The organism is Neoroseomonas rubea (assembly GCF_016106015.1).
Classification (GTDB): Bacteria; Pseudomonadota; Alphaproteobacteria; order Acetobacterales; family Acetobacteraceae; genus Neoroseomonas; species Neoroseomonas rubea.
Window position 1 is genome coordinate 1 of record NZ_JACADQ010000042.1, and the last position, 20,965, is coordinate 20,965.

Consider the following 20,965-nt stretch of genomic DNA (forward strand, 5'->3'; position numbering starts at 1 on the left):
GGCGGGCGGCGCTGGCGGCGCGACACGGCGCGGCGGCGCGACAGCGACGGGGCGATGGGCGCCGGCCTCGCGCTCTCCGGCGAGACGGTGTTCGCCACCACGGGCCTGTCGGAGGCAATGGCGCTCGATGCCGCAACCGGGGAGGTGCGCTGGCGCGTCGACCTGCCCGCGCCGGCGCGCGGCGCGCCGACCATCGCCGGTGGGCGGCTGCTGGTGCCAACCGTCTCGAGCCAGTTGCTCTGCCTGTCGGCCGAGGATGGCAGTCGCAGCTGGACCCACCGGGCGACCGCGGTGACGACGATCCCGCTCGGCCTGGGCGCGCCGGCTGTCGATGGCGAGACCGTCGTCGCGGGCTTCCCCTCCGGCGAGTTGTTCGCCCTCCGCCTGGCCGATGGGCGCGTGCAGTGGAGCGAAAGCCTTGCCGCCGCCGGCACCGGCGCGCTGTCGGACATCGCCAGCGTGCGCGCGCACCCGGCGGTCAGCGCCGGGCGCGTCATCGCGGTCGGCATGGGCGGGCTGACAATCTGCGTCGATCTGCGCTCCGGCCGCCGGCTCTGGGAGCAGGAAACAGGCGGGACCGAGGCTGCCTGGATCGCCGGGGACTGGGTCTTCATGTCCAATGATGCGGGGCAGGTGGCCGCCATCGGGCGTGACAGCGGGCAGGTGCGCTGGGTGACCTCCCTTCGTCCGGCGCCGCGCGGCAACCGGCCGCCCGAACGTATCGGCCTCTCTTCCCCCGTCCTGGCGGGCGGGCGATTGCTGGTCGGCACGAGCCGCGACGAGATGGTCTCGCTCGACCCCATGAGCGGCGTCGTCACGGGACGCACGCCGATGCCGGGAGGCGTGCTGCAGCAGCCCGCGCTGCTGGGCGGGTTGCTGCTGGCCGCGACCGAGGACGCGACGCTCGTCGCGCTCTCCGGCGGCTAGCGCCGCGCGCATCGCCATGACCCCGCGAATCGTGATCCTCGGCCGGCCGAATGTCGGCAAGTCCACGCTGTTCAACCGGCTTGCCCAGCGGAAGATCGCGATCGTCGACGACACGCCGGGTGTGACGCGTGACCGCAAGGAAGTGCCAGGGCGGATCGGCGGGCGGGACGTGCTGCTGGTGGATACGGCGGGGCTCGAGGAAGCGCCGCCCGACACCGTGGCCGGCCGCATGCGCGCGAGTTCGGAAGCGGCGCTGCGTGCGGCGGATCTGGTGCTGTTCGTCGTCGATGCGCGCGCCGGGCTGACGCCGGCCGACCGCGCCTTCGCCGCCTGGTTGCGCCGCGCCTCTCTGCCGGTGCTGCTGGTGGCTAACAAGACCGAAGGTCGCGGCGGTGCGGCGGCGGCGATGGAGGCCTATGAACTCGGCCTGGGCGACCCGATCGCGGTCAGCGCCGAGCACAATGAAGGCCTCGGCGCGCTGCACGAGGCCGTGGCCGAGGCGCTCGGCGAAGCGCCGGAGGAAGAGGAGGAGGACGCCGAGGACGACCCGGACCGTCCGCTCCGGCTCGCCATCGTCGGCCGCCCGAATGCCGGCAAGTCCACGCTGCTCAACGCGCTGCTGGGCGAGGAGCGGATGATTACCGGCCCCGAGCCCGGGCTGACGCGCGATTCGGTCGCGGTGCAGTGGCATGACGCTGTCGGCCGCGTGCGGCTCGTGGACACGGCGGGGATGCGCAAGAAGGCGCGCATCGAGGAAAAGCTGGAGCAGATGTCCGTCGCCTCGACGCTCGGCGCGCTGAAGGAGGCGGAGGTCGTCATCCTGGTGGTCGACGCGCTGCTGGGGATGGACGAGCAGGATCTGCGCATCGCGCGGCTGGCGGAACGCGAGGGACGCGCGGTCGTCATCGCCTTCAACAAGTGGGATGCGGTCGAGGATCGGGCCGCCACGCGGCGCAGGCTCGACGACGTGCTGATGGCCTCGCTCGCTCAGCTGAAGGGCATCGCGGTGGTGCCGCTGGCTGCCCGCACCGGCCGCGGCGTGGACAAGCTGATGCCCGCGGTGCGCGCCACGCATGCGCTGTGGAACCGGCGCATCGGCACGGGCGAGCTGAACCGCTGGTTCGAAGGCGCGCTCGCGCGCCACCCGCCGCCTGCGGTCGAAGGGCGACGCATCAAGCTGCGATACGCGACCATGCCGAAGGCGCGTCCGCCCACCATCGCCGTCTTCGGCACGCGTGCCGAGGATCTGCCCGAGGATTATCGCCGCTACCTCGTGAACGCCTTCCGCGAGGCCTTCGACATGCCGGGCGTGCCGATCCGCCTGCAGCTTCGCGGGACGAAGAACCCCTACGCCGAGGCTTGACGCCCGCCGCATGGGGTTGGCCGCGCAGTCGCGAACGACTATCGTTGCGATATCGCGACATTCGGCACGGCAGGCATGGACGATCACCACCAGGCGGAAGCGGCCCCCGGAATTGCCGGGCGGCTTGCCGCGATCGAGGAGCGGCTCGACCGCCTCGCGATCCGGCTCGAGGAGTCGATCGCCTATTTCGCGCCGCGGGTGAATCGCGTCGCCGACAGCCAGACGATCTACCTTGGCGACAACACGGCCGTGACGTTCCTGGAAGACGGGACACGGCTGATGGTCGATACGCGCAGCCTCGACATCGGCGTCCACCTGCTGACGCTCGGCCAGTGGGAGCCGGCCTATACGGCGCTGTTCCGGCGGCTGGTGCGCCCGGGCGACACGGTGCTCGACCTTGGCGCCAATCTTGGCGTCTACACCATGCTCGCGGCGCGGCTGACCGGCCCCGGCGGACGGGTGCACGCCTTCGAACCGAACCCGCGCCTGTCGCACCTTGTCGACGTCTCGATCCGCATCAATGGCTGCGCAGGCTGGACGCAGGTGCACCGGCTCGCGGCGTCCGACCGGCGCGGCGTGGCGCGGCTCTTTTTCACCGACGCCTATTCCGGCGGCGGATCGCTCACCGGCAATGCGGAGCAGCATGATTCGAGCGGATCGTCGAAGAACGCGGTCGATTGCGAACTCGCCCCGATCGACGAGGTGCTGGCAGACCCGGATTTACGCGTCGATGTCATGAAGATGGACGTGGAAGGCCATGAGGGGCCGGCGCTGCGCGGCATGCGCGCCATCCTCGAACGCTCGCCCGGCATCCGCATCATGATGGAATTCGGCCCGCAGATGATGCGCGGTTCCGGTATGCCCGCGCCCGAGGTGGTGGCGCTGCTCGAAGGCCTCGGCCTCTCGGCCTGGACGATCGGGGAGGATGGCGGGACCGCGCCTGTCGAATGGAGCGTGCTCGCCGCCGCCACGGGCGGGCTGCAGAACATCCTCGTGGCGCGGGAGTCCCCCTTCTGAGCAGTCCTGTCCCGGCGGCGGACGGCCGCCCGATTTTCTTCATCCACATCCCGAAGACCGGCGGCAACACCGTCGTCTCGCACATGCTGGCCTTCATGCCGGTGCGGGAGGTGTTCCCGCCACCGCCGCAGCTGACGCTGCTCGACGGGGATTTCGCCGCCGCGCGCGAACGGCTCGACACCACCCGGTTCCTACATGGGCATGTGCGCGTCTCGCTGGCCGCGTTGCTGCCGCTCGAGAAGCTGCGGCTCCTGACCTTCATCCGCCATCCGGTGCGGCTCGTCGCGTCGCACTACCTGTACTTCCGCCACATGCCCGACCTGCCGATGCACGCGCCGGCCAAGGAACTCGGCATCGCGGACTTCCTGCGCGCCTATCCGCAATACGGGGTGAATCCGCAGACACGATACCTCAACATCGCCTTCGGACCGCGAAGCGAGCATACGCCGGAGGACGCGACGGATCCCTCGGCCTCGCCACTCGCCCGCTTCGACTTCGTCGGCGTGACCGAGCGGATGGGCGAAAGCCTCGCGGCCATGTCCGAGCATTTCGGACTGCCCTGCTTCGATGTCGGCCGCCAGAACGAGGGCAAGGCGTCGCGGGACGAGGTCGAGGCTTGCGAGGCCGTGCTGCGGCGGGATGAGTTCCTCGCCCGTCTCGGCGCCGACCTCACGCTGCGGCGAGAGGCCGAGGAACGGCTCGACCGGTGGCAGGCCGACAGCGCCGTGGCCCGCATGGGCGCCGCGCTCCGCGCCGGCCTTGCCGGAACGGGACCCATGCCCTGGGTGCTCGTCCGGCAGGAGGATGCGGCCGCCACCTTCCTCGACGGCTGGTATCCGCAAGGCTGGGTCGGCCCCCCCGCGGACGACAATCGCTACTGGTGGAGCACCGAGGCGGCGCGCCTTCTCGTCGCCACGGCCGCGCCGCGACCGCTGCGGATCTCGCTGCAAGTCGTCGAGGCGCTGGGCTTCGATGCCGCGCGGATCCGGGTGACGGCCGCCGGCCGCGCGCTGCCCGTCGAGGCCGCGCTGGCCACGCCCGGCATCCGCCTGACCTTCCGCATCGACGCCGCGCTGCTCGCCGCCCGTGGCGGCGTGCTCGCCATCTCCCTCGCCGGTCCGCGCTCCTCCACCTTCGCCGCGATCGACCCGGCGAATGGCGACCATCGCCGCCGCAGCTTCGCCATCCGCGAGGTGACGATCGCACCGGAGCCCGACTGACGCGACGCGGGCGTGCCATCCGCGCGAAGGGTCAACCTTCATGCGGATGGTGTTCGTCCCGTGGTTTGGCGCGCGGCCGCCCCACCAGCCCCGCGCGCGTCATCCGCCGCGCGAAGGCCCGACCGTCGTGCGACCGGTGTCAGACGCCCCTTGTGCGGCGCCGGACCTGCACGTCCACGCTCGCGAGGAGCACCGCGCCCGCGGTCGCATGGGCGAAGAGCGCGAAGGCCTCCCCCGGCGCGACATCGACCGCGAAGCGCACCACGAGCGCCGCGCCAGGCGCGGCGTTCAACTCGACCTGCGCGGCGTGGGCGACGCGAGTCGTCGCCTCGGCCTGCGGATCTCGCAGGAAGCCCTGGACCACGACCGTCGCCAGACCCGCGTGGCGTGGCGAGGGCACAAGGACAAGCTGGACGTCCAGCGACCCTTCGCCCGGCTCGACGAAAGCGGTCGCGAACAGGGGCTCGCCACCCGCCGGCGCCGGCGTCGCCGCCCAGAGGTCGAGCACCTGCCGCGCGCGCGCGGCGCGCTGCGCGAAGGGATTGAGGCGCACCCAGTCGCCGAAGCGCTCCCGCCGCAGCAGGGCCTGCTGGCGTTCCACCCGCTGGCGCGTCTGCGGCAGGCCGACCACCGTGACCGGCCGCGGCGCGCCGTCCGCGGCGCGCAGCAGGAACAGCACGGGCCCGGAGACGGTGCCGCCGAGGTCGCGCAGCGTCAGCCCCTGCAGCAGCGGATCCGCCGGATCCTCGTGCAGCACGCTGGCGAGCGGGCGGGGATTGTTCTCGTGGAAATCCGATTGCGCCATGCGCAGCACCGGCGCGGCGTGGAGCCCCGCCTCTTCGAACAACCTCAGCAGGTGGGACACCGCGAAGGCGTAGTTGCCGCGCGTCGGGCGGGAGGTGTCGCCTGGGACCACTTCCGTGGTCAACGCGTAGAGGCCCCCCGGCTTGAGCACCCGCCGCACCTCCTTCAGATGCGCCACGAAGTCCGGATCGTCGCCGATATGCTCGAAGGCGGAGATCGAATAGCAGAAGTCGAAGGACGCAGCCGGGTAGCCGACCTCCCGCATGTCCATGTGATGCACGGCGAGCCGCGCGGCGTCGAATCCCTTCGGCGCCGATCCCAGCACGAAGGCGAGCGGGTCGTTGGTGCGCGCCACATCCCAGGCGGTCCCGGCCTCATAGAGGTCGGTCGCTGTCAGGTGCGCGACGCGGGAGGCGACGGCGAAGGTGAGCGGTTCCCGCCCGCTGCCGAAGGCGATGCCGCGCGCCTCCGGTCGCAGCACGCCGGCCTCCGCGAGGGCCAGGAAGGCCGCGGCCATCTCCCATTGCCGCGGATGGATGCGCGGCCGGCGGCCGAGCGCGCGCCGCACCACCATCAGGAAGCGCGGATCGGTCCAGTCCTCCGCGTCGCAGAGCTTCTGCAGCCGCGCCCCAAGCGGGGGACCGAGGGCGGCAAGGTCGGCAAGCAGCGTATCCTGGTTCATGCACCGGTTCCGAAACGTCCGGCCGATCATGCCGCTTCGTTGCGACTTCGCAAGCAGCGCCGCGGCGCCGGGCGTGCTATGCGGCGCGCGCCATGAACGACATCCTCTTCGCGGTCTCGAAGATCCTCTGGTTCCCTGCCCGGCCGGGGCATTTCGCGCTGATCCTGGGCTTCCTCGGGCTCACGCTGGTCTGGCGCGGGCGGCGCGGCGGGCGGTGGCTGGTGCTGCTCTCGCTCGGCTTCTTCGCGATGCTGGTGGCCACGCCGGTGAACCAGTGGATGCTGCTGCCGCTGGAAGACCGCTTCGCGCGGCCCGCGCCGCCGCCACCGCGCGTGGACGGCATCATCGTGCTCGGCGGCGCGGTCGAGCAGAACATCACCGAGGCGCGCGGCATCCCGAGCCTGAACGGCGCGGCGGAACGCATGACCGAGGGCGTGATCCTCGCACGCCGGCATCCCGAGGCGCGGCTGGTCTTCACCGGCGGGCAGGGGTCATTCGTCCATGGCGGCACGACCGAGGCCGATGTCGCGCGCCAGCTCTGGACCGCCATGGGCATCCCGCCCGAGCGCGTGGTGTACGAGGACGCGGCGCGCAACACGCATGAGAACGCCGTGCTGACCCACCGGCTGATCCAGCCAAAGCCCGGGGAGGTCTGGCTGCTGGTCACCTCCGCCTCGCACATGCCGCGCTCGATGGGCGTGTTCCGCGCCGCCGGGTGGCGGGAGATCGTGCCTTGGCCGGTCAACTACCGCACCGGCCACACTTGGCAGGCCTGGTACGACGCGCCCTTCCCGGAACGGCTCGGCCAGTTCGAATGGGCCTTCCGCGAATGGCTCGGGCTTACGGCCTATTACCTGATGGGACGGACGGAGCGCGTGCTGCCGGCGCCGTAGCGCCGCGCTCGATCTCCCGCCAGCGGGCGACGTTGCGGTTGTGCTCCTCGAGCGTGCGGGCGAAGGCGTGCCCGCCGCTCCCGTCGGCCACGAAGAAGATGAAGTCGGTCGCTTCGGGGCGCGTGGCGGCGGCGAGCGCGGCGCGGCCCGGGCTCGCGATCGGCCCGGGCGGCAGGCCGCGGATGCGGTAGGTGTTGAAGGGGTGATCACGGTCGAGATCGGCGCGGCTGATCGGCCGTTCCATCGGCGCGCCGCTGGTCGCGGCATAGGCGACGGTCGGGTCGGATTGCAGCGGCATGTTGCGGCGGAGGCGATTGACGAAGACGCCGGCCACCTTGCCGCGTTCCTCGGCGCGGGCTGTCTCGCGCTCGACGATAGAGGCGAGGATCAGCGCCTCCCGCGGCGTGGCCAAGGGCAGGTTCGGCGCGCGCGCCGCCCAGGCCTCAGAGAGCGCGCGCTCCATCGCCGCATCGGCGCGACGGATGATGGCCGCGCGCGTCTCGCCGAACTCGAAGGCATAGGTCTCGGGCAGCAATTCGCCCTCGCCGAAGGCCGGGATCTCCCCCGTCAGGCCCTCGGCCCGCTCCAGCAGGGCGCGGATCTGGTGCGCGGTCAGGCCCTCCGGGATGGTCAGGCGGCGCTGCACCGGGCGCTCCTCGCGCAGGATGCGCAGCACCTCCGCCAGCGGCGCGGCGGCGGGGAAGGCGAATTCGGCGGCGCGCAGCGGTCCGTCGCCGCGGGTGAGGAAGGCGGCGATCGCGAAGGCACGCGGGTCGCGGATGACGCCGCGCTCCAGCAGCGTTGCGGCGATCCGTTCGGTCCCGCCGCGCGGGATGACGATTTGCGCCGCTTCGGCGAGTGGCCCCGGCGCCGTGAAGACGCGCCAAGCAGCCTGCGCGCCCAAGGCGGCGGCGCCGAGAAGGCCCAGAAGGACCGCGATCGCAACGATGGCCCCGCGGTGCCGTCGCCTGCGTGGCGCGGGCGGCGGCGCGGCCTCGCTCATCCGCCCCGGCGCGTCAGGGGGCGGCGCGGAAGACGATGCTGGCGTTGGTGCCGCCGAAGCCGAAGGAATTCGACAGGGCGACGTCGATCTTCCGCGGCTGGGCCTGCATCGCGACGCGATCGATCGCGCTCTCCCGCGATGGCTTCTCCAGGTTCAGCGTCGGCGGCGCGACCTTGTCGCGGATGGCAAGGATGGAGAAAATTCCCTCCACCGCGCCCGCCGCGCCCAGCAGGTGGCCGACGGCGGACTTGGTCGACGACATGGCGAGGCCCTTGGCGGCATCGCCCCAGAGGCGTTCGACCGCCTCGAGCTCCAGGTCGTCGCCGAGCGGCGTGGAGGTGCCGTGCGCGTTGACGTACTGCACCTCGGCCGGCGTCACGTTGGCGGAAGCGAGGGCCGCCTTCATGGCACGAAAGGCGCCTTCATGACCCTCGGCCGGCGCGGTGATGTGGTACGCATCGCCGGACATGCCGTAGCCGATGACCTCGGCGTAGATCTTCGCGCCGCGCGCCTTCGCGTGTTCATATTCCTCGAGCACCACGACGCCGGCGCCCTCGCCCATGACGAAGCCGTCGCGGTTCTCGTCCCAGGGACGGGACGCCGTCGCGGGCGTATCGTTGAAGCCCGTGGACAGCGCGCGGGCGGCGCAGAAGCCGGCAACGCCGAGTTCGCAGACCGCCGCTTCGGCCCCACCCGCGACCATCACATCGGCATCGCCGAGCGCGATCAGCCGCGCCGCGTCGCCGAGCGCATGCACGCCGGTGGCGCAGGCCGTCACCACGGAATGGTTCGGCCCCTTGAAGCCATACTTGATGGAGACCTGACCGGAGGCGAGGTTGATCAGCGCCGAGGGGATGAAGAAGGGCGAGATGCGCTTGATCTTGCCCTGAACGGCCAGCTGCGCCGCCTCATGGATCGTCTCGAGCCCGCCGATGCCCGAGCCGATCATGACCCCGGTGCGGCAGCGTGCCTCTTCTCCTTCCGGACGCCAGCCGGAATCGGCCACCGCTTCCTCCGCCGCGACGAGCGCGAACTGGATGAAGCGATCCATCTTCTTCTGGTCCTTGATCGGGATCCATTCGTTGATGTCGAGGCCGCCTTCCGCCTTCACGCCGGCCGGGATCTGGCCGGCGATCTTGGCGGGCAGGGTCGTCGTGTCGAAGGACTGGATGGCGCGGATCCCGGATTCACCCGCGAGCATCCGCTTCCAAACATGCTCGACCCCGAGGCCGAGCGGGCAGGCGATGCCCATGCCGGTCACGACAACGCGTCGCGGCGAGAAACCGTTCTGGAACACGCGCTCTACCCCTCCCCAGTCGTGCGGGCGTTACTCGCCCTTCTGCTTCTCGATGTATTCGATGGCGTCCTTCACCGTGGTGATCTTCTCGGCCGCATCGTCCGGGATCTCCACGCCGAAGGCCTCCTCGAAGGCCATCACGAGTTCGACCGTGTCGAGGCTGTCGGCGCCCAGGTCGTCGATGAAGGAAGCTTCGGGCGTGACCTTCGCCTCCTCGACGCCGAGGTGCTCGACGACGATCTTCTTCACCTTCTCGGCGGTTTCGCTCATCGCGTGACTCTCTCCATTCTGCCGGGACCGAACCCGGGCCGATTCCCTTTGCCATCCGCCCGGTGCGGCCGGATTCGCGCCCCGGCCCCCACGGGAGGGCCCCGGCGCTTAACATGGAAGCGCCGCGGGGCCTAGGCGTTCCGGGGCGCCCTGGTCAAGGGCCGGCAGGGCCGGGCGCTTGCAAGGGCCACCGGCGCGGCCTCATCTGATACCCAATCACAACAGGTCAGGAGGCCCCACGACCCATGCCGACCCGCCGCTCCATCCTTGCCGCCGGGGCTGCCGCCGCCGTCCCGGCGGGCCTCGCGAGCCCCGCCCTGGCCCAGGGGGCCGCGCGCAACGTGCTGCGCTTCATCCCCCATTCCAACCTCGCCTCGATCGACCCGGTGGGCACCACCGGCTACATCGTTCGTAACCATGGCTACATGGTCTACGATACGCTGTTCGCGACCGATGCCGAGTTCCGCATCCGCCCGCAGATGGTCGAATCCTGGGAAGGCTCGGGAACGGACCTGGTCTGGACCTTCCGCCTGCGGGAAGGCCTGCGCTTCCACGACAACGAGCCCGTCCGCGCCCAGGACGTGATCCCGAGCCTGCGCCGCTGGGGTGCGCGGGACAGCTTCGGCCAGACCCTGATGGCCGCGGTCGCCGAGATGAGCGTGGTGGACGACCGGACCTTCCGCATCCGCCTGTCGCGCCCTTTCCCGCTGCTGATCGACGCGATCGGCAAGCTCTCCTCCCAGGTGCCGTTCATCATGCATGAGCGGCATGCGAGCCTTGACCCGAACACGCCGGTGCCCGAGGCGATCGGCTCCGGCCCCTTCCGCTTCCTGCGCGACCAGTGGGTGCCGGGCAGCCAGGCGGTCTATGAGCGCTTCGCGGGCTACGTGCCGCGCAACGAGCCCGCATCCTCCGCCGCCGGCGGCAAGCGCGTGCATGTCGAGCGCGTCGAGTGGCGCATCATTCCCGACCCGGCGACCGCCGCGGCCGCGCTGCAGACCGGCGAGGTGGATTGGTACGAGCAGCCCGCCTTCGACCTGCTGCCGCTGCTCCAGCGCGCGCGCGACGTCCGGCTCGAGCAGATCGACCCGGTCGGCTCGATCCTGATGCTGCGGTTCAACCACCTGCACGCGCCGTTCAACAACCCGGCCATCCGCCGCGCCGTTCAGATGGCGGTCAACCAGCGGGACTACCTGCAGGCCGTGGTCGGCAACGACCGCTATTTCCGCGAGTGCAAGGCCTTCTTCTCCTGCGGCACGCCGCTGGCGAGCAACGACGGCATCGAGGCGATCGGCGGCAACCTCGACCGCGCGCGGCAGATGCTGCGCGAGGCGGGCTACGCGAACGAGCCCGTCGTCATCATCAGCCCGACCGACATCCCGGCGAACCACGCCCAGTCGCTGGTGACGCAGGACCTGCTGCGCCGGCTCGGCATGAATGTGGAGCTGGTCGCGACCGACTGGGGCAGCGTGCTGGCCCGCCGCGCCAACCGCAACGCGCCGGCGCAGGGCGGCTGGTCCATCTTCCACACCTGGTGGGTGGGCCCGGACCTCGCCAACCCCGCGCTGCACGCGCCGCTGCGCACGCACGGCGCCAATGCATGGGCAGGCTGGCCGACCGATGCCGCGCTCGAGACGCTGCGCGACCAGTTCCTCTCGGCCGCCACGCCGGCGGACCAGACGCGCATTGCCCTCGAGATGCAGAAGCGCGCCTTCGAGGTCGTGCCCTATGTCACGATCGGCCAGATGTGGCAGCCGACGGCGTTCCGCCGGAACGTGCAGGACATCCTGCCGAGCCCGGTGCCGCTGATGTGGAACGTGCGGAAGGGCTGAAGCGCCGCCGGGCGACGGGCCGCACGGCCCGTCGTTCAGCCGATACGAATGATTCATACCACCCCAATATGATCACGATGTCGTGAACAGATGATCGGGGTGGGCGATGTTCTGGAGGCGCGAGGAACGGCGGCTTTCCGATGAGCAATCGGTTGCCGCGCCATCACCAGCCGGATCAACCGAACTTCGCGCCCTGCTCGACCAGGTTGTCGATGCCGTCGTCACGATCGATGGCCGCAACAACGTCGTCTACATGAATCCCGCAGCCGAACGGCTCTGGGGCTGGTCCAGCGCCGAGGTGCTCGGCAGGAACGTCTCGATGCTCGTGCCGCGCGCGATGCAGTCGCGGCACGACGGCTTCGTGGACAAGCACCGCCGCACGGGAGAGAACAGGATCGTCGGCACGTCCCGCGCCGTCCAGATGGAGCGGCGGGACGGCTCGGTGATCTGGGTGTCGCTCTCGCTCTCCAAGGTCGATCTGCCAGCCGGCGAACAGGGCTATACCGCCTTCGTGCGCGACGTGACGGCCGAGCGGAACGCGCAGGAGACGATCAACCAGACGCTGGAGCAGGCGCTCGATGCCGTGGTGTGCATCGACGAGCAGAACCACGTCACCTTCTTCAATGCCGCGGCGGAGCGTCTCTGGGGCTATGCGCGCGACGAGGTGATGGGCCGCAACGTCAAGATGCTGGTCCCGGCCGAGATGCAGGGCCGCCACGACGGCTTCGTGAACCGCCACCGCGAGACGGGGCAGGACCGGATCGTCGGCACCTCGCGCGAGGTGAGGGTGCCGCGCAAGGACGGCAGCTGGGTCTGGGGCAGCCTCTCGCTCAGCCGCATTCGCCTGACCAACGGCAACCAAGTCTACACCGCCTTCATCCGCAACGTGGACGCGGAGGTGCGCCAACGCGAACAGTTCAAGCTGCTCTCGCTCGTGGCTGACGAGACGGACAATTCCGTCATTATCACCGACGCGGACCGCCGCATCGAATTCGTCAACGGCGGCTTCGAACGCATGACCGGCTATACCGCAGCCGAGGTGATCGGCCGCAAGCCCGGCGAATTCCTCCAGGGCCCCATGACCGACCCGGCGACGGTCGAGCGCATCCGCGAAGCGCTGCGCGAGGGCGTGTCGAGCTATGTCGAGATCCTGAACTACCACAAGGACGGCACGCCCTACTGGGTAAGCCTCGCGATCAACCCGGTCCGGAACGACTCCGGCGCGGTCGAGCGCTACATCTCCATCCAGGCGAACGTGACCGAGACCAAGCAGGCGTCACTGAAGTTCGACAGCAAGATCCGCACGATCTCCGCCACCAACGTGATTGCGGAATGGAGCATGTCGGGCGCCCCGATCGAAGGTGCCACCGTGCCGCTGTCCGGCATCCTGCCCGCCGACGCGCTCCGCCGCGCCACGGCGGGAGAGGCGGTGCGGCACGAGGTTCCCTTCCCCGACGAGGCGGGCGCCGAGCGCTGGCTCGACGCGATCTTCTCCTGCCAGCGGCGCTTCGACGGTACCGCAGAGAGCATCCTGATGTGCGGCGTCGATGTCTCGGCGCGCCGCCAGGCCGTGCAGGAAACGGAAGTCGCCGTCGCCGATGCGGTGGAGAGTTCGCGCCGGATCGCCCAGATCAGCGCCACCATCCAGGGCATTGCCGGCCAGACCAATCTGCTGGCGCTTAACGCGACCATCGAGGCCGCACGCGCGGGCGAGGCCGGGCGGGGCTTCTCAGTGGTCGCCCAGGAGGTCAAGGGGCTCGCCGCCAGGGCGCGTGACGCCGCGCAGGAGATCGACACCCTCGTCGGCGAGACCACCCGGCGGATCGAAGCCCTGGCCGGCACGATGAAGCGGCTGAACGGGGAGAACGGCGGAGCGTAGCGCGGGCATCCTGCCGGCATGGCATCAGCGCGGAGCGCAACGGCAGTCCGCTCGCCGGGGGAGCGCCCCGGCCGGCACCCTCAGTCCACCGTGATGTTGGCCTGGCGGATCACATCGGCCCAGCGCTCGCGTTCCCAGCGGATCAGCCGAGCGAAGCCCTCGCCATCGAGGCTCGAGGGCTCGGCGCCCTCGTCGCGCAGGCGCCGGATCACCTCGGGGTCGGACAGCGCCTGGCGCATCGCGTCGAACAGCCGGGCCTTGACCGGCGCCGGCGTGCCGCGCGGCACCAGCAGCCCGTACCAGGCCGTCGCCTTGTAGCCCTGGATCGTGTCCGCGACGGTCGGCACGTTGGGCAGCACGGGGATGCGGTTCTCGCCGGTCACCGCGATCGGCCGCACCTGGCCGCCGTTGATCAGGCCGACAACCGAGGGCAGCGTCGTGATCATGAAGTGCAGGTGGCCCGCCACCACGTCGGTCAGCGCCGGCCCGGCGCCGCGGAAGGGCACGTGCTCGGCCCGAAGCCCCGCCATCTGCAGCATCAGCGCTGCGGCCAGGTGGCTCGCCGAGCCGTTGGAGGCGCTGCCATAGGTCACCTGGCCATTGCCGGCGCGGATCTCGTCCAGCAGTTCCCGCAGGTTCTGCGCGCGCGACTTCGGCCCGACCACGACGACGAGCGGCGCGTCGGCGACGAGGCCGATCGGCTCCAGAGCGCGTTCCGGATCGACCCGCATGTTGCGGAACAGCGAGACGTTCACGCTCATCGGGCCATGGTTGCCCATCAGCAACGTGTAGCCGTCCGGCCGGGCGGAGGCCGCGGCCTCGGTCGCGATGTTGCCGCCGGCGCCCGGGCGGTTCTCCACCACCACCGGCTGGCCAAGGATGCCCTGCATCGGCGTGGCCAGCGTCCGCGCGATCAGGTCCGTGCCGCCGCCCGGGGCGAAGGCGAGCAGGATGCGGATCGAGCGGTTCGGGAAGGGCGCCTCCTGCGCCCTGGCCGGCAGGGCAAGCAGGGCAGGCAGGGCGGCGAGCATCGTCCGGCGGTGGGGCATGGCGTCGGGCCTTCCTCTGGGCCGGGTCTCCGCCCGGCGGCAGGCCGACTGTTATTGAACGGGATAGCGGAAGGGAAGTGGCACGGGGGTTGATTGCGGCCCCCGGGCGCGGTCCCCTGGCGGCGATGACCGACTCCGCCCCCCGCCCGGTTCCGACGCTGCTCGACCTCTTCCTCACCTACGGCAAGATCGGGCTGATCGGGTTTGGCGGGATCAATGCCTGGGCGCGCCGCGTGCTCGTCGAGGAAAAACGCTGGCTGACCGACCAGGAATATGCCGAGACGCTCGGCCTGGGACAGGTGCTGCCCGGGCCGAACGCGCTGAACGCCGCGATCATGGTGGGGGACCGCTTCCACGGCACGGCGGGCGCCATCGCCGCCCCCGGGGCGATGTTCGGCGGGCCGCTGATCCTGCTGGCCGGCCTCGCCATGCTCTACGACGCCTATGGGGAGGTGCCGACGGTGCGCGCCGTGCTGGCCGGCGTCGGTGCGGCGGCGGCGGGCATGGTGCTGGGCACCGCGGCCAAGATGACGCAGAAGCTGAAGCCGCCGCCGGCGCTGCTGGCGGTCGGGCTGACCGCGCTCGTCGCGGCGGGGCTGTTCCGCGTGCCGCTGCCCTGGGTGGTGCTGGGGCTCGCGCCGTTCGGCATCGCAGCCGCCTGGCGGGCGATGCGCGCGCCATGACGGCCACGGTCTTCTGGCAGCTCGTCCTCGGCTTCGGCGCCATCTCGCTGGTCTCGGTGGGTGGCGGCATCGCCGTGCTGCCGGAGATGCACCGCCTGGTGGTCGAGGTGCATGGCTGGATGGACAGCGCCGATTTCGCGCGGCGCTTCGCCCTTGCCCAGGCCGCGCCCGGGCCGAATGTGCTGGTGGTGGGGCTGTTCGGCTGGCATGTCGGCGGCATCGCGGGGATGCTGACCGCGGTCATTGCCATGACGCTGCCGACCTCGCTCATGGCCTTCGGATTTTCCCGCCTGCGCACGCGGCTTGCCGGGCGGATGTGGCTCAAGACGATCGAGCGGGGGCTGGTGCCGATCGCGGTCGGGCTGATCGGCGCCTCGGGCCTCATCCTCGCGCGCGGCACGGCGGAGTGGTGGCTGCCGATGCTCCTCACCGCCTGCTCGGCGGTGTTCGTGTGGCGGACGGATTATTCGCCGCTCTGGGTGCTCGGCGCCGGCGCGCTGGTCGGGCTGGCCTTCCTGTGAGCGTCCAGGCGCCACCGCTGCGCGACCCCGCCCCGCGCGGCCTTTGCACCGATTGCGGCGTCTCCCGAATGGCGGATGCGAAGGCCTGCGGCGTGGCCTGCCAGTTCATCAAGCCCGACTACGCAATGCTGGAAGCGAAGGTGCATGGCCGCGCCCGCGACCCCGCCCGCCCGGACGAGACGCATTTCGGCCCCTTCCGCCGCATGGTCCGCGCCGCGCTGAGGCGGCCGGCCGAAGGCGCGCAATGGACCGGCATCACCACGCGCATTGCGGAGCGGCTGCTGGAGACAGGTACGGTCACCGCTGTGCTGACCATGGCGCCGGACCCGCAGGATCGCTGGAAGCCCGTCCCCGTGCTGGTGACGGATGCGGCCGATCTCGCACAATGCCGCGGCATGCGCATGGGCTACGCGCCGCTGCTCGCCCTGCTGGAACCGGCCGCGGCAGCGGGGCACAAGCGCGTCGCCATCATCGGCATCCCCTGCCAGGTCTATGCGCTGCGCGCGATCGAGGAGCGGCTCGGCTTCGAGGAGATCTTCGTCATCGGCACGCCGTGTTCAGACAACACGACCACCGAGAATTTTCATCGCTTCCTGGCGCTGGTCGACCCGACGCCCGCGACGGTCACCTACCTCGAATTCCGCGCCGACTATCATGTCGAGATCCGTCACGAGGACGGGCGTCGTCGGGAGATTCCCTTCCTGATGCTGCCGCTGTCCGACCTGCCGGCGGACTTCTTTCCGCTGACCTGCCGCACCTGCGTCGACTACACCAATGCGCTCGCCGACATCACGGTCGGCTACATGGGCGGCACCGGCGCGCAATGGCTGATCGTGCGCAACGCGAAGGGGGAGGCGCTGCTCTCCCTGCTCGGCGAGGAGGTGCTGGTCGAGACACCACGCAGCGCCGGGCGCCGCACCGCGGCCGTCAAAGGCTTCATGGCGAACACCGAACGCGCCGCCGGCGGCCTGCCGCTGCGGCGCATGCCGAACTGGGCGCGGCCCATCGTCGCCTGGCTGCAGCCGCGCATCGGCCCGCGCGGGCTGGAATTCGCCCGCGCGCGGCTCGAGATGAAGGCGATCGAGACGGTGCTGCACCTGCGCCGGCAGAAGCCGGGCATGATGCGCAACATGATCCCGCGCCACGTCTGGGCGCTAGTGGAACGCTACGGGCTGAAGCCCGGCCCGGACGAGACGCGCTGAATGCCTTGCGCGCGCGGCGCCCCGCGCGCAGAAGGCCCGCACATGCAAGGACGACGCCCATGATGGACAAGGATGCGCTGACCGCCTGGGCGCTTGCCAATGGCTGGACCATGATCGCGGGCAACCCCTCGCTCACCAAGCCCTCCTCGCCGAAGGAGGCGATCGTGCGCATGCTGCTCAAGGCGACGGTCGTGACCATCGAGGCGAAGAAGCCCGCCGGGAAGTGGGAGAAGCTTGCCTCCGAACCCTATGGCAAGGTCGAGCCTGATCCGGAGGGCGGGCCGCCGCAGGGCCTCGGCCTCGGCAACATCCCGAGCCTGACCATGCTGATGCAGGAAAACCGGGACAGGCAGGTCTTTGCGCGGATGACCGGCAAGGGGTGAGATTGACCGGCGCCGGGCTTGCGCGGCAGATGCGCGGGCCATGACCGACGCCCTGCCCGCCGCCCTCGCCACCCTGCTCGGCCCCGCCGGCCTGCTGACCGACCCGGCCGACATCGCCCCCGCGCTGTCCGACTGGCGCGGCCTCTATCGCGGCGCGGCGATGGCCGTGCTGCGGCCGGCGAACACGGACCAGGTCGCCGCCTGCGTGCGCATCTGCGGGCAGGCCGGCATCGCCATCGTGCCCCAGGGCGGCAACACCTCGATGGTCGGTGGCGCCACGCCCGAAGGGAACGGCCGCTCCGTCGTCCTCTCCCTCGCACGCATGAACCGCATCCGGGACATCGACCCGCTCGACATGACCATGACGGCCGAGGCGGGCGTGGTGGTGAAGGTCGCGCAGGATGCGGCGGCGGAGGCGAACTGTCTCTTTCCCCTCTCCTTCGGCGGCGAGGGCACGGCCATGATCGGCGGCATCCTCTCCACCAATGCCGGCGGCAACACGACGGTGCGCTACGGCAATGCGCGCGAACTGATGCTCGGCCTGGAAGTGGTGCTGCCGGACGGGCAGGTCTGGAACGGGCTGCGCCGCCTGCGCAAGGACAATACCGGCTACGCGCTGCGCCACCTGTTCGTGGGGGCGGAGGGCACGCTCGGCATCATCACCGCGGCGACGCTGCGCCTGTTCGCGCGGCCCCGCGCGAACGAGGTGCTGTTCTGCTCGGTCGCGGACGAGGACGCGGCGCTTGCCGTCTTCCGCCGCTTCCGCGAGGCAGACGAGACCGCGATCCGCGCCTTCGAGTACATGTCCGGCCTCGGCGTCGATTTCGCGCTGAAGCACATCCCGGGCGTGACGCTGCCGCTCGCCGAACGCGCCGACCACTACATCCTGGTCGACCTCGCCTCGACCCGCGCCGATGCCGACCTGCAAGGGCTCGCCGAACAGGTGCTCGGCGCGGCGATGGAGTCGGGCGAGGTACTCGACGCCGTGGTCGGCGGCAGCGAGGCGCGTCGCGCCGCCATCTGGCGCATCCGCGAGGAACACCCCGAGGCGCAGCGCAAGGAAGGGGCGAGCGTGAAGAACGACGTCTCCGTCCCGGTCTCGAAGGTGCCGGAGCTGATCCGCCGCGCCTCGGCGGCCTGCGAATCGCTGATCCCAGGCATCCGCCCCGTGCCCTTCGGCCATATGGGCGACGGCAACATCCACATGAACCTCGAGCAGCCGGTGGGGATGGGCCCGGACGCCTTCCTCGCCCGCAGCCATGACATCATGGACACGGTGAACGAGGTGGTGCGCGAGCTCGACGGCTCCTTCTCAGCCGAACACGGAATCGGGCGGCTCAAGACCGACATGATGGAGGCCTGGCGGGGCGGGGCGGAGCTCGACGCGATGCGGCGCATCAAGGCCGCGCTCGACCCCGCGGGCCTGATGAACCCGGGCAAGGTCCTGCCCTGATACGCCCGCGCAACGGGGCGGGACGGCCGAGGCTTCCGGGGCCGGGCGCAAACCTCTAGGTTGCCGGCGCCGTGATGACCCGGATCGACCGTTACATCTTCCGACAGCTCTCCATTGCCCTGCTCGCCGTCACGGTCGGGCTGGCGGCGCTGGTATGGCTGACCCAGTCGCTCCGCTTCATCGAGCTTGTGCTCGACCGCGGGCTGTCGCTTGTGGTGTTCGTCAAGCTGACCAGCCTGATGCTCCCGTCGTTCTTTGCGGTGATCCTGCCGATCACGAGCTTCATCGTGGTGCTGTTCCTCTATGTGCGGCTGGCATCCGACCGCGAACTGGTGGTGATGCGTGCGGCAGGCCTGTCGCAATGGGTGCTCGCCCGCCCGGCGGCGCTGCTTGCGACGATCGCGACCGGCATCTGCGTCGTGCTCAATATCTGGCTCGTGCCCATCAGCCACACCGCCTTCCGCGAATGGCAGTTCGAGATCCGCAACCAGCTGGTGGGCGTGCTGCTGCAGGAGGGCGTCTTTTCCCAGGTCGGGAACGACCTCACGGTGTATGCCCGCTATCGCGACCCGGACGGCACGCTGCGCGGCATCCTGGTACACGACCAGCGGGAGGACGGCGCGCCGATCACGATCCTCGCCGAGCAGGGCCGCATCACCACCACGCCCTCCGGCCCCCGCGTGACACTCCTGAACGGCGTGCGCCAGCAGGTCGAGCAGGCGCCGGCGAACGCCGCGCCGGGGACGCCGCCGCTGCGCCTCAACCTGCTCTCCTTCACCGAGAACAGCGTCGACCTTGCCCGTGCGACGCGGGGGGAGGAATCGCGCTCCCGCGATTCGCGCGAACGGTCGATCGCCGAGTTGCTCAACCCCGATCCCGCCGAAGGGCTGCGGGACCGCGAGATCCGGCGCTACCGCGCCGAGGCGCACCAGCGCATGTCGGGGCCGCTGACCACCTTCTCCTTCGCGCTCGTCGCGCTGGCCGTCGCGCTCACCGGGGAATTCCGCCGCCATGGCGGTGGGCTGCGCATCGCGGTCGGCATCGGCATCGTGGTCGGGCTGCTGGCCTTCGGCCTGACCGGGGGCAACCTTGCCGCCCGCGACAATACCTGGATCCCGCTGATCTGGGTGCAGGCGCTGCTGCCGGGCGTCGTCGCGGCCTGGTGGATCGGCGGCGCGCCGGGCTGGCCACGCCACGCCCCCCCCATGCCGGCCGCCCCATGACCTTCACACGCACCCTCACCCTGTATGTCTCGCGTCGCTTCGCGACGATGACGATGGCGATGCTCGCGGCGCTCGCGGGCCTCGTCGCGCTGTTCGACCTGATCGAACTGCTCCGCCGCGCCGCGACACGGCAGGATGCGACCTTCGCGCTGGTCACGCAGATCGCGGCCCTTCGCCTGCCCTTCGTCGCGATGCAGATTCTGCCCTTCGCGATCCTGCTCGGCGGCATAGCCGCCTTCTGGCGGCTGACGCGCTCGTCGGAACTCGTCGTCGCACGCGCGGCGGGCGTCTCGGCCTGGGGTTTCCTGACCGGGCCCGTCGCGGTCGCGGTGCTGCTCGGCGGGATCGCGACGACGCTGGTCTCGCCGCTGTCATCGGCGATGTTCGCGCGGGCCGAGCGGCTCGACCAGCAATACCTGCGCAACACCAGCGGCATCACGGCGCTCGCCGGCGGCAGGCTCTGGCTGCGCCAGGCGGATGCGGGGATCGATCCGCGCGGTGTCGCGATCCTGTCGGGCCGGCCCGTCTCGGCGCGTGACCTGCGGCAGGGGGAGGCGTTCCGCCTCGACGAGGTCACGCTGTGGCGCCTTTCGGCCGAGGACCGTCCGCTGCAGCGTGTCGAGGCGCCCTACGCCGTGCTCGAACCCGGGCGCTGGGTGGTGCCGCAGGCGGTGGCCTTCGGAAATGACCGCCTTCCAGCACCCTCGCGCCGACTCGAATTGCCGACCGAACTGACGCCCGACCGTATCCAGGAATCCTTCGCTAGCCCGGACACGCTCTCCTTCTGGGCGCTGCCGGACTTCATCCAGGTGCTGGAGGCGGCCGGCTTCTCGGCCGTGCGGCACAGGCTGCACTTCCACTCCCTGCTCGCGCTGCCGCTGCTCGCCGCCGCGATGGCGCTGCTCGCGGCCGGCTTCTCGATGCGATCGTCGCGCCGCGGCGGCGTCGGGCAGATGATCGCCGGCGGCGTCGCCGCGGGCTTCGCCCTGTTCGTGATCGACAAGGTGACGGGCGAATTCGGTGAAGCGGGCACGCTACCCGTGATATTCGCCGCCTGGGCGCCGGCAGGTTCCGGATTCCTGCTCGCGACCGCGCTCCTGCTCCACCTGGAAGATGGCTGACCGGCATGCGCCCTGTGACCGCCACTGTCGGCCTCCTCCCCCTTCTTGGCCTGTTCGCGGCCGGAGGCGCGCATGCCCAGGCCACCGCGCAGCCGCCCATCGCCGCGCCGGCCGCGATCGCACCCGTCATGCCAGGCCAGGGC

General features: G+C 70.9%; 19 protein-coding genes. 14 read left to right on the plus strand and 5 right to left on the minus strand.

The genetic code is table 11. The annotated features are described in order from the left end of the window. The 4 genes from HW577_RS07115 to HW577_RS07130 form a co-directional block, all read left to right on the plus strand. On the plus strand, positions 1-927 hold a 927-nt coding region (locus tag HW577_RS07115; protein WP_198375440.1), incomplete at its 5' end, for a PQQ-like beta-propeller repeat protein. 16 nt (positions 928-943) lie between these two features. Next, positions 944-2,290, plus strand: coding sequence for a ribosome biogenesis GTPase Der (gene der / locus HW577_RS07120; RefSeq protein WP_198375441.1), 1,347 nt, complete (start codon positions 944-946; stop codon positions 2,288-2,290). A gap of 75 nt (positions 2,291-2,365) precedes the next feature. Further along, positions 2,366-3,307: an FkbM family methyltransferase gene (locus tag HW577_RS07125; RefSeq protein WP_198375442.1), complete on the plus strand. Its 942-nt coding sequence runs from the start codon at positions 2,366-2,368 to the stop codon at positions 3,305-3,307. Between the two features lie 83 nt (positions 3,308-3,390). Beyond that, positions 3,391-4,527, plus strand: coding sequence for a hypothetical protein (locus tag HW577_RS07130; RefSeq protein WP_198375443.1), 1,137 nt, complete (start codon positions 3,391-3,393; stop codon positions 4,525-4,527). Between the two features lie 139 nt (positions 4,528-4,666). Here the strand turns inward: HW577_RS07130 and HW577_RS07135 are convergent, their stop codons facing one another. Beyond that, positions 4,667-6,013, minus strand: a complete 1,347-nt coding sequence (locus tag HW577_RS07135) for a class I SAM-dependent methyltransferase (protein WP_198375444.1) — start codon at positions 6,011-6,013, stop codon at positions 4,667-4,669. Between the two features lie 92 nt (positions 6,014-6,105). Between HW577_RS07135 and HW577_RS07140 the strand changes: the two genes are divergently transcribed. Then, positions 6,106-6,906, plus strand: a complete 801-nt coding sequence (locus tag HW577_RS07140; RefSeq protein ID WP_198375445.1) for a YdcF family protein — start codon at positions 6,106-6,108, stop codon at positions 6,904-6,906. Here HW577_RS07140 and mltG read toward each other — a convergent pair. From mltG to HW577_RS07155, 3 genes are read right to left on the minus strand one after another with little or no spacing between them, the layout of a single operon-like run. Next, positions 6,854-7,909, minus strand: coding sequence for an endolytic transglycosylase MltG (gene mltG / locus HW577_RS07145; RefSeq protein WP_198375446.1), 1,056 nt, complete (start codon positions 7,907-7,909; stop codon positions 6,854-6,856). The two genes, HW577_RS07140 and mltG, sit on opposite strands and share 53 nt — an antisense overlap. Positions 7,910-7,922: 13 nt before the next feature. Beyond that, positions 7,923-9,206, minus strand: coding sequence for a beta-ketoacyl-ACP synthase II (gene fabF, locus HW577_RS07150; RefSeq protein WP_198375447.1), 1,284 nt, complete (start codon positions 9,204-9,206; stop codon positions 7,923-7,925). A gap of 30 nt (positions 9,207-9,236) precedes the next feature. Continuing rightward, positions 9,237-9,476, minus strand: coding sequence for an acyl carrier protein (locus tag HW577_RS07155; protein ID WP_198375448.1), 240 nt, complete (start codon positions 9,474-9,476; stop codon positions 9,237-9,239). A gap of 245 nt (positions 9,477-9,721) precedes the next feature. Between HW577_RS07155 and HW577_RS07160 the strand changes: the two genes are divergently transcribed. Next, positions 9,722-11,308: an ABC transporter substrate-binding protein gene (locus HW577_RS07160; RefSeq protein WP_198375449.1), complete on the plus strand. Its 1,587-nt coding sequence runs from the start codon at positions 9,722-9,724 to the stop codon at positions 11,306-11,308. Positions 11,309-11,414: 106 nt separating this feature from the next. Continuing rightward, positions 11,415-13,187, plus strand: a complete 1,773-nt coding sequence (locus HW577_RS07165) for a PAS domain S-box protein (protein ID WP_198375450.1) — start codon at positions 11,415-11,417, stop codon at positions 13,185-13,187. Positions 13,188-13,267: 80 nt separating this feature from the next. On the opposite strand, the gene HW577_RS07170 is transcribed toward HW577_RS07165, so the two are convergent. Beyond that, on the minus strand, positions 13,268-14,236 hold the full coding sequence (locus HW577_RS07170) for a Bug family tripartite tricarboxylate transporter substrate binding protein (protein WP_198375451.1): 969 nt from the start codon (positions 14,234-14,236) through the stop codon (positions 13,268-13,270). 125 nt (positions 14,237-14,361) lie between these two features. Here HW577_RS07170 and HW577_RS07175 point away from each other — a divergent pair, with 125 nt between their 5' ends. The 7 genes from HW577_RS07175 to lptG all read left to right on the plus strand — a co-directional run bounded on the left by HW577_RS07175 (position 14,362) and on the right by lptG (position 20,822). After that, entirely contained in the window at positions 14,362-14,919 is a 558-nt protein-coding gene (locus tag HW577_RS07175) for a chromate transporter (protein WP_198375452.1), read from the plus strand. After that, positions 14,916-15,440, plus strand: a complete 525-nt coding sequence (locus tag HW577_RS07180; RefSeq protein WP_198375453.1) for a chromate transporter — start codon at positions 14,916-14,918, stop codon at positions 15,438-15,440. The genes HW577_RS07175 and HW577_RS07180 overlap by 4 nt, the downstream gene beginning before the upstream one ends. 68 nt (positions 15,441-15,508) lie before the next feature. After that, on the plus strand, positions 15,509-16,642 hold the full coding sequence (locus tag HW577_RS07185; RefSeq protein WP_198375454.1) for a Coenzyme F420 hydrogenase/dehydrogenase, beta subunit C-terminal domain: 1,134 nt from the start codon (positions 15,509-15,511) through the stop codon (positions 16,640-16,642). Between the two features lie 59 nt (positions 16,643-16,701). Further along, on the plus strand, positions 16,702-17,025 hold the full coding sequence (locus HW577_RS07190) for a hypothetical protein (protein WP_232474742.1): 324 nt from the start codon (positions 16,702-16,704) through the stop codon (positions 17,023-17,025). A 40-nt stretch (positions 17,026-17,065) separates the two neighbouring features. Beyond that, positions 17,066-18,478 (plus strand): FAD-binding oxidoreductase, encoded by a 1,413-nt coding sequence (locus HW577_RS07195; RefSeq protein WP_198375455.1) that lies wholly within the window; start codon positions 17,066-17,068, stop codon positions 18,476-18,478. Positions 18,479-18,552: 74 nt separating this feature from the next. Further along, complete coding sequence (gene lptF, locus HW577_RS07200) at positions 18,553-19,701, plus strand: LPS export ABC transporter permease LptF (protein WP_198375456.1); 1,149 nt, start codon at positions 18,553-18,555, stop codon at positions 19,699-19,701. Further along, positions 19,698-20,822, plus strand: a complete 1,125-nt coding sequence (lptG, locus tag HW577_RS07205; RefSeq protein ID WP_198375457.1) for an LPS export ABC transporter permease LptG — start codon at positions 19,698-19,700, stop codon at positions 20,820-20,822. The genes lptF and lptG overlap by 4 nt, the downstream gene beginning before the upstream one ends. Positions 20,823-20,965: the final 143 nt, after the last annotated feature.

Coding starts and splice junctions, on each gene's coding strand:
- der (WP_198375441.1), top strand. CDS start 944: ATGACCCCGCGAATCGTGATCCTCGGCCGGCCGAATGTCGGCAAGTCC.
- HW577_RS07125 (WP_198375442.1), top strand. CDS start 2,366: ATGGACGATCACCACCAGGCGGAAGCGGCCCCCGGAATTGCCGGGCGG.
- HW577_RS07130 (WP_198375443.1), top strand. CDS start 3,391: ATGCTGGCCTTCATGCCGGTGCGGGAGGTGTTCCCGCCACCGCCGCAG.
- HW577_RS07135 (WP_198375444.1), bottom strand. CDS start 6,013: ATGAACCAGGATACGCTGCTTGCCGACCTTGCCGCCCTCGGTCCCCCG.
- HW577_RS07140 (WP_198375445.1), top strand. CDS start 6,106: ATGAACGACATCCTCTTCGCGGTCTCGAAGATCCTCTGGTTCCCTGCC.
- mltG (WP_198375446.1), bottom strand. CDS start 7,909: ATGAGCGAGGCCGCGCCGCCGCCCGCGCCACGCAGGCGACGGCACCGC.
- HW577_RS07155 (WP_198375448.1), bottom strand. CDS start 9,476: ATGAGCGAAACCGCCGAGAAGGTGAAGAAGATCGTCGTCGAGCACCTC.
- HW577_RS07160 (WP_198375449.1), top strand. CDS start 9,722: ATGCCGACCCGCCGCTCCATCCTTGCCGCCGGGGCTGCCGCCGCCGTC.
- HW577_RS07165 (WP_198375450.1), top strand. CDS start 11,415: ATGTTCTGGAGGCGCGAGGAACGGCGGCTTTCCGATGAGCAATCGGTT.
- HW577_RS07170 (WP_198375451.1), bottom strand. CDS start 14,236: ATGCCCCACCGCCGGACGATGCTCGCCGCCCTGCCTGCCCTGCTTGCC.
- HW577_RS07175 (WP_198375452.1), top strand. CDS start 14,362: ATGACCGACTCCGCCCCCCGCCCGGTTCCGACGCTGCTCGACCTCTTC.
- HW577_RS07180 (WP_198375453.1), top strand. CDS start 14,916: ATGACGGCCACGGTCTTCTGGCAGCTCGTCCTCGGCTTCGGCGCCATC.
- HW577_RS07185 (WP_198375454.1), top strand. CDS start 15,509: ATGGCGGATGCGAAGGCCTGCGGCGTGGCCTGCCAGTTCATCAAGCCC.
- HW577_RS07190 (WP_232474742.1), top strand. CDS start 16,702: ATGATGGACAAGGATGCGCTGACCGCCTGGGCGCTTGCCAATGGCTGG.
- HW577_RS07195 (WP_198375455.1), top strand. CDS start 17,066: ATGACCGACGCCCTGCCCGCCGCCCTCGCCACCCTGCTCGGCCCCGCC.
- lptF (WP_198375456.1), top strand. CDS start 18,553: ATGACCCGGATCGACCGTTACATCTTCCGACAGCTCTCCATTGCCCTG.
- lptG (WP_198375457.1), top strand. CDS start 19,698: ATGACCTTCACACGCACCCTCACCCTGTATGTCTCGCGTCGCTTCGCG.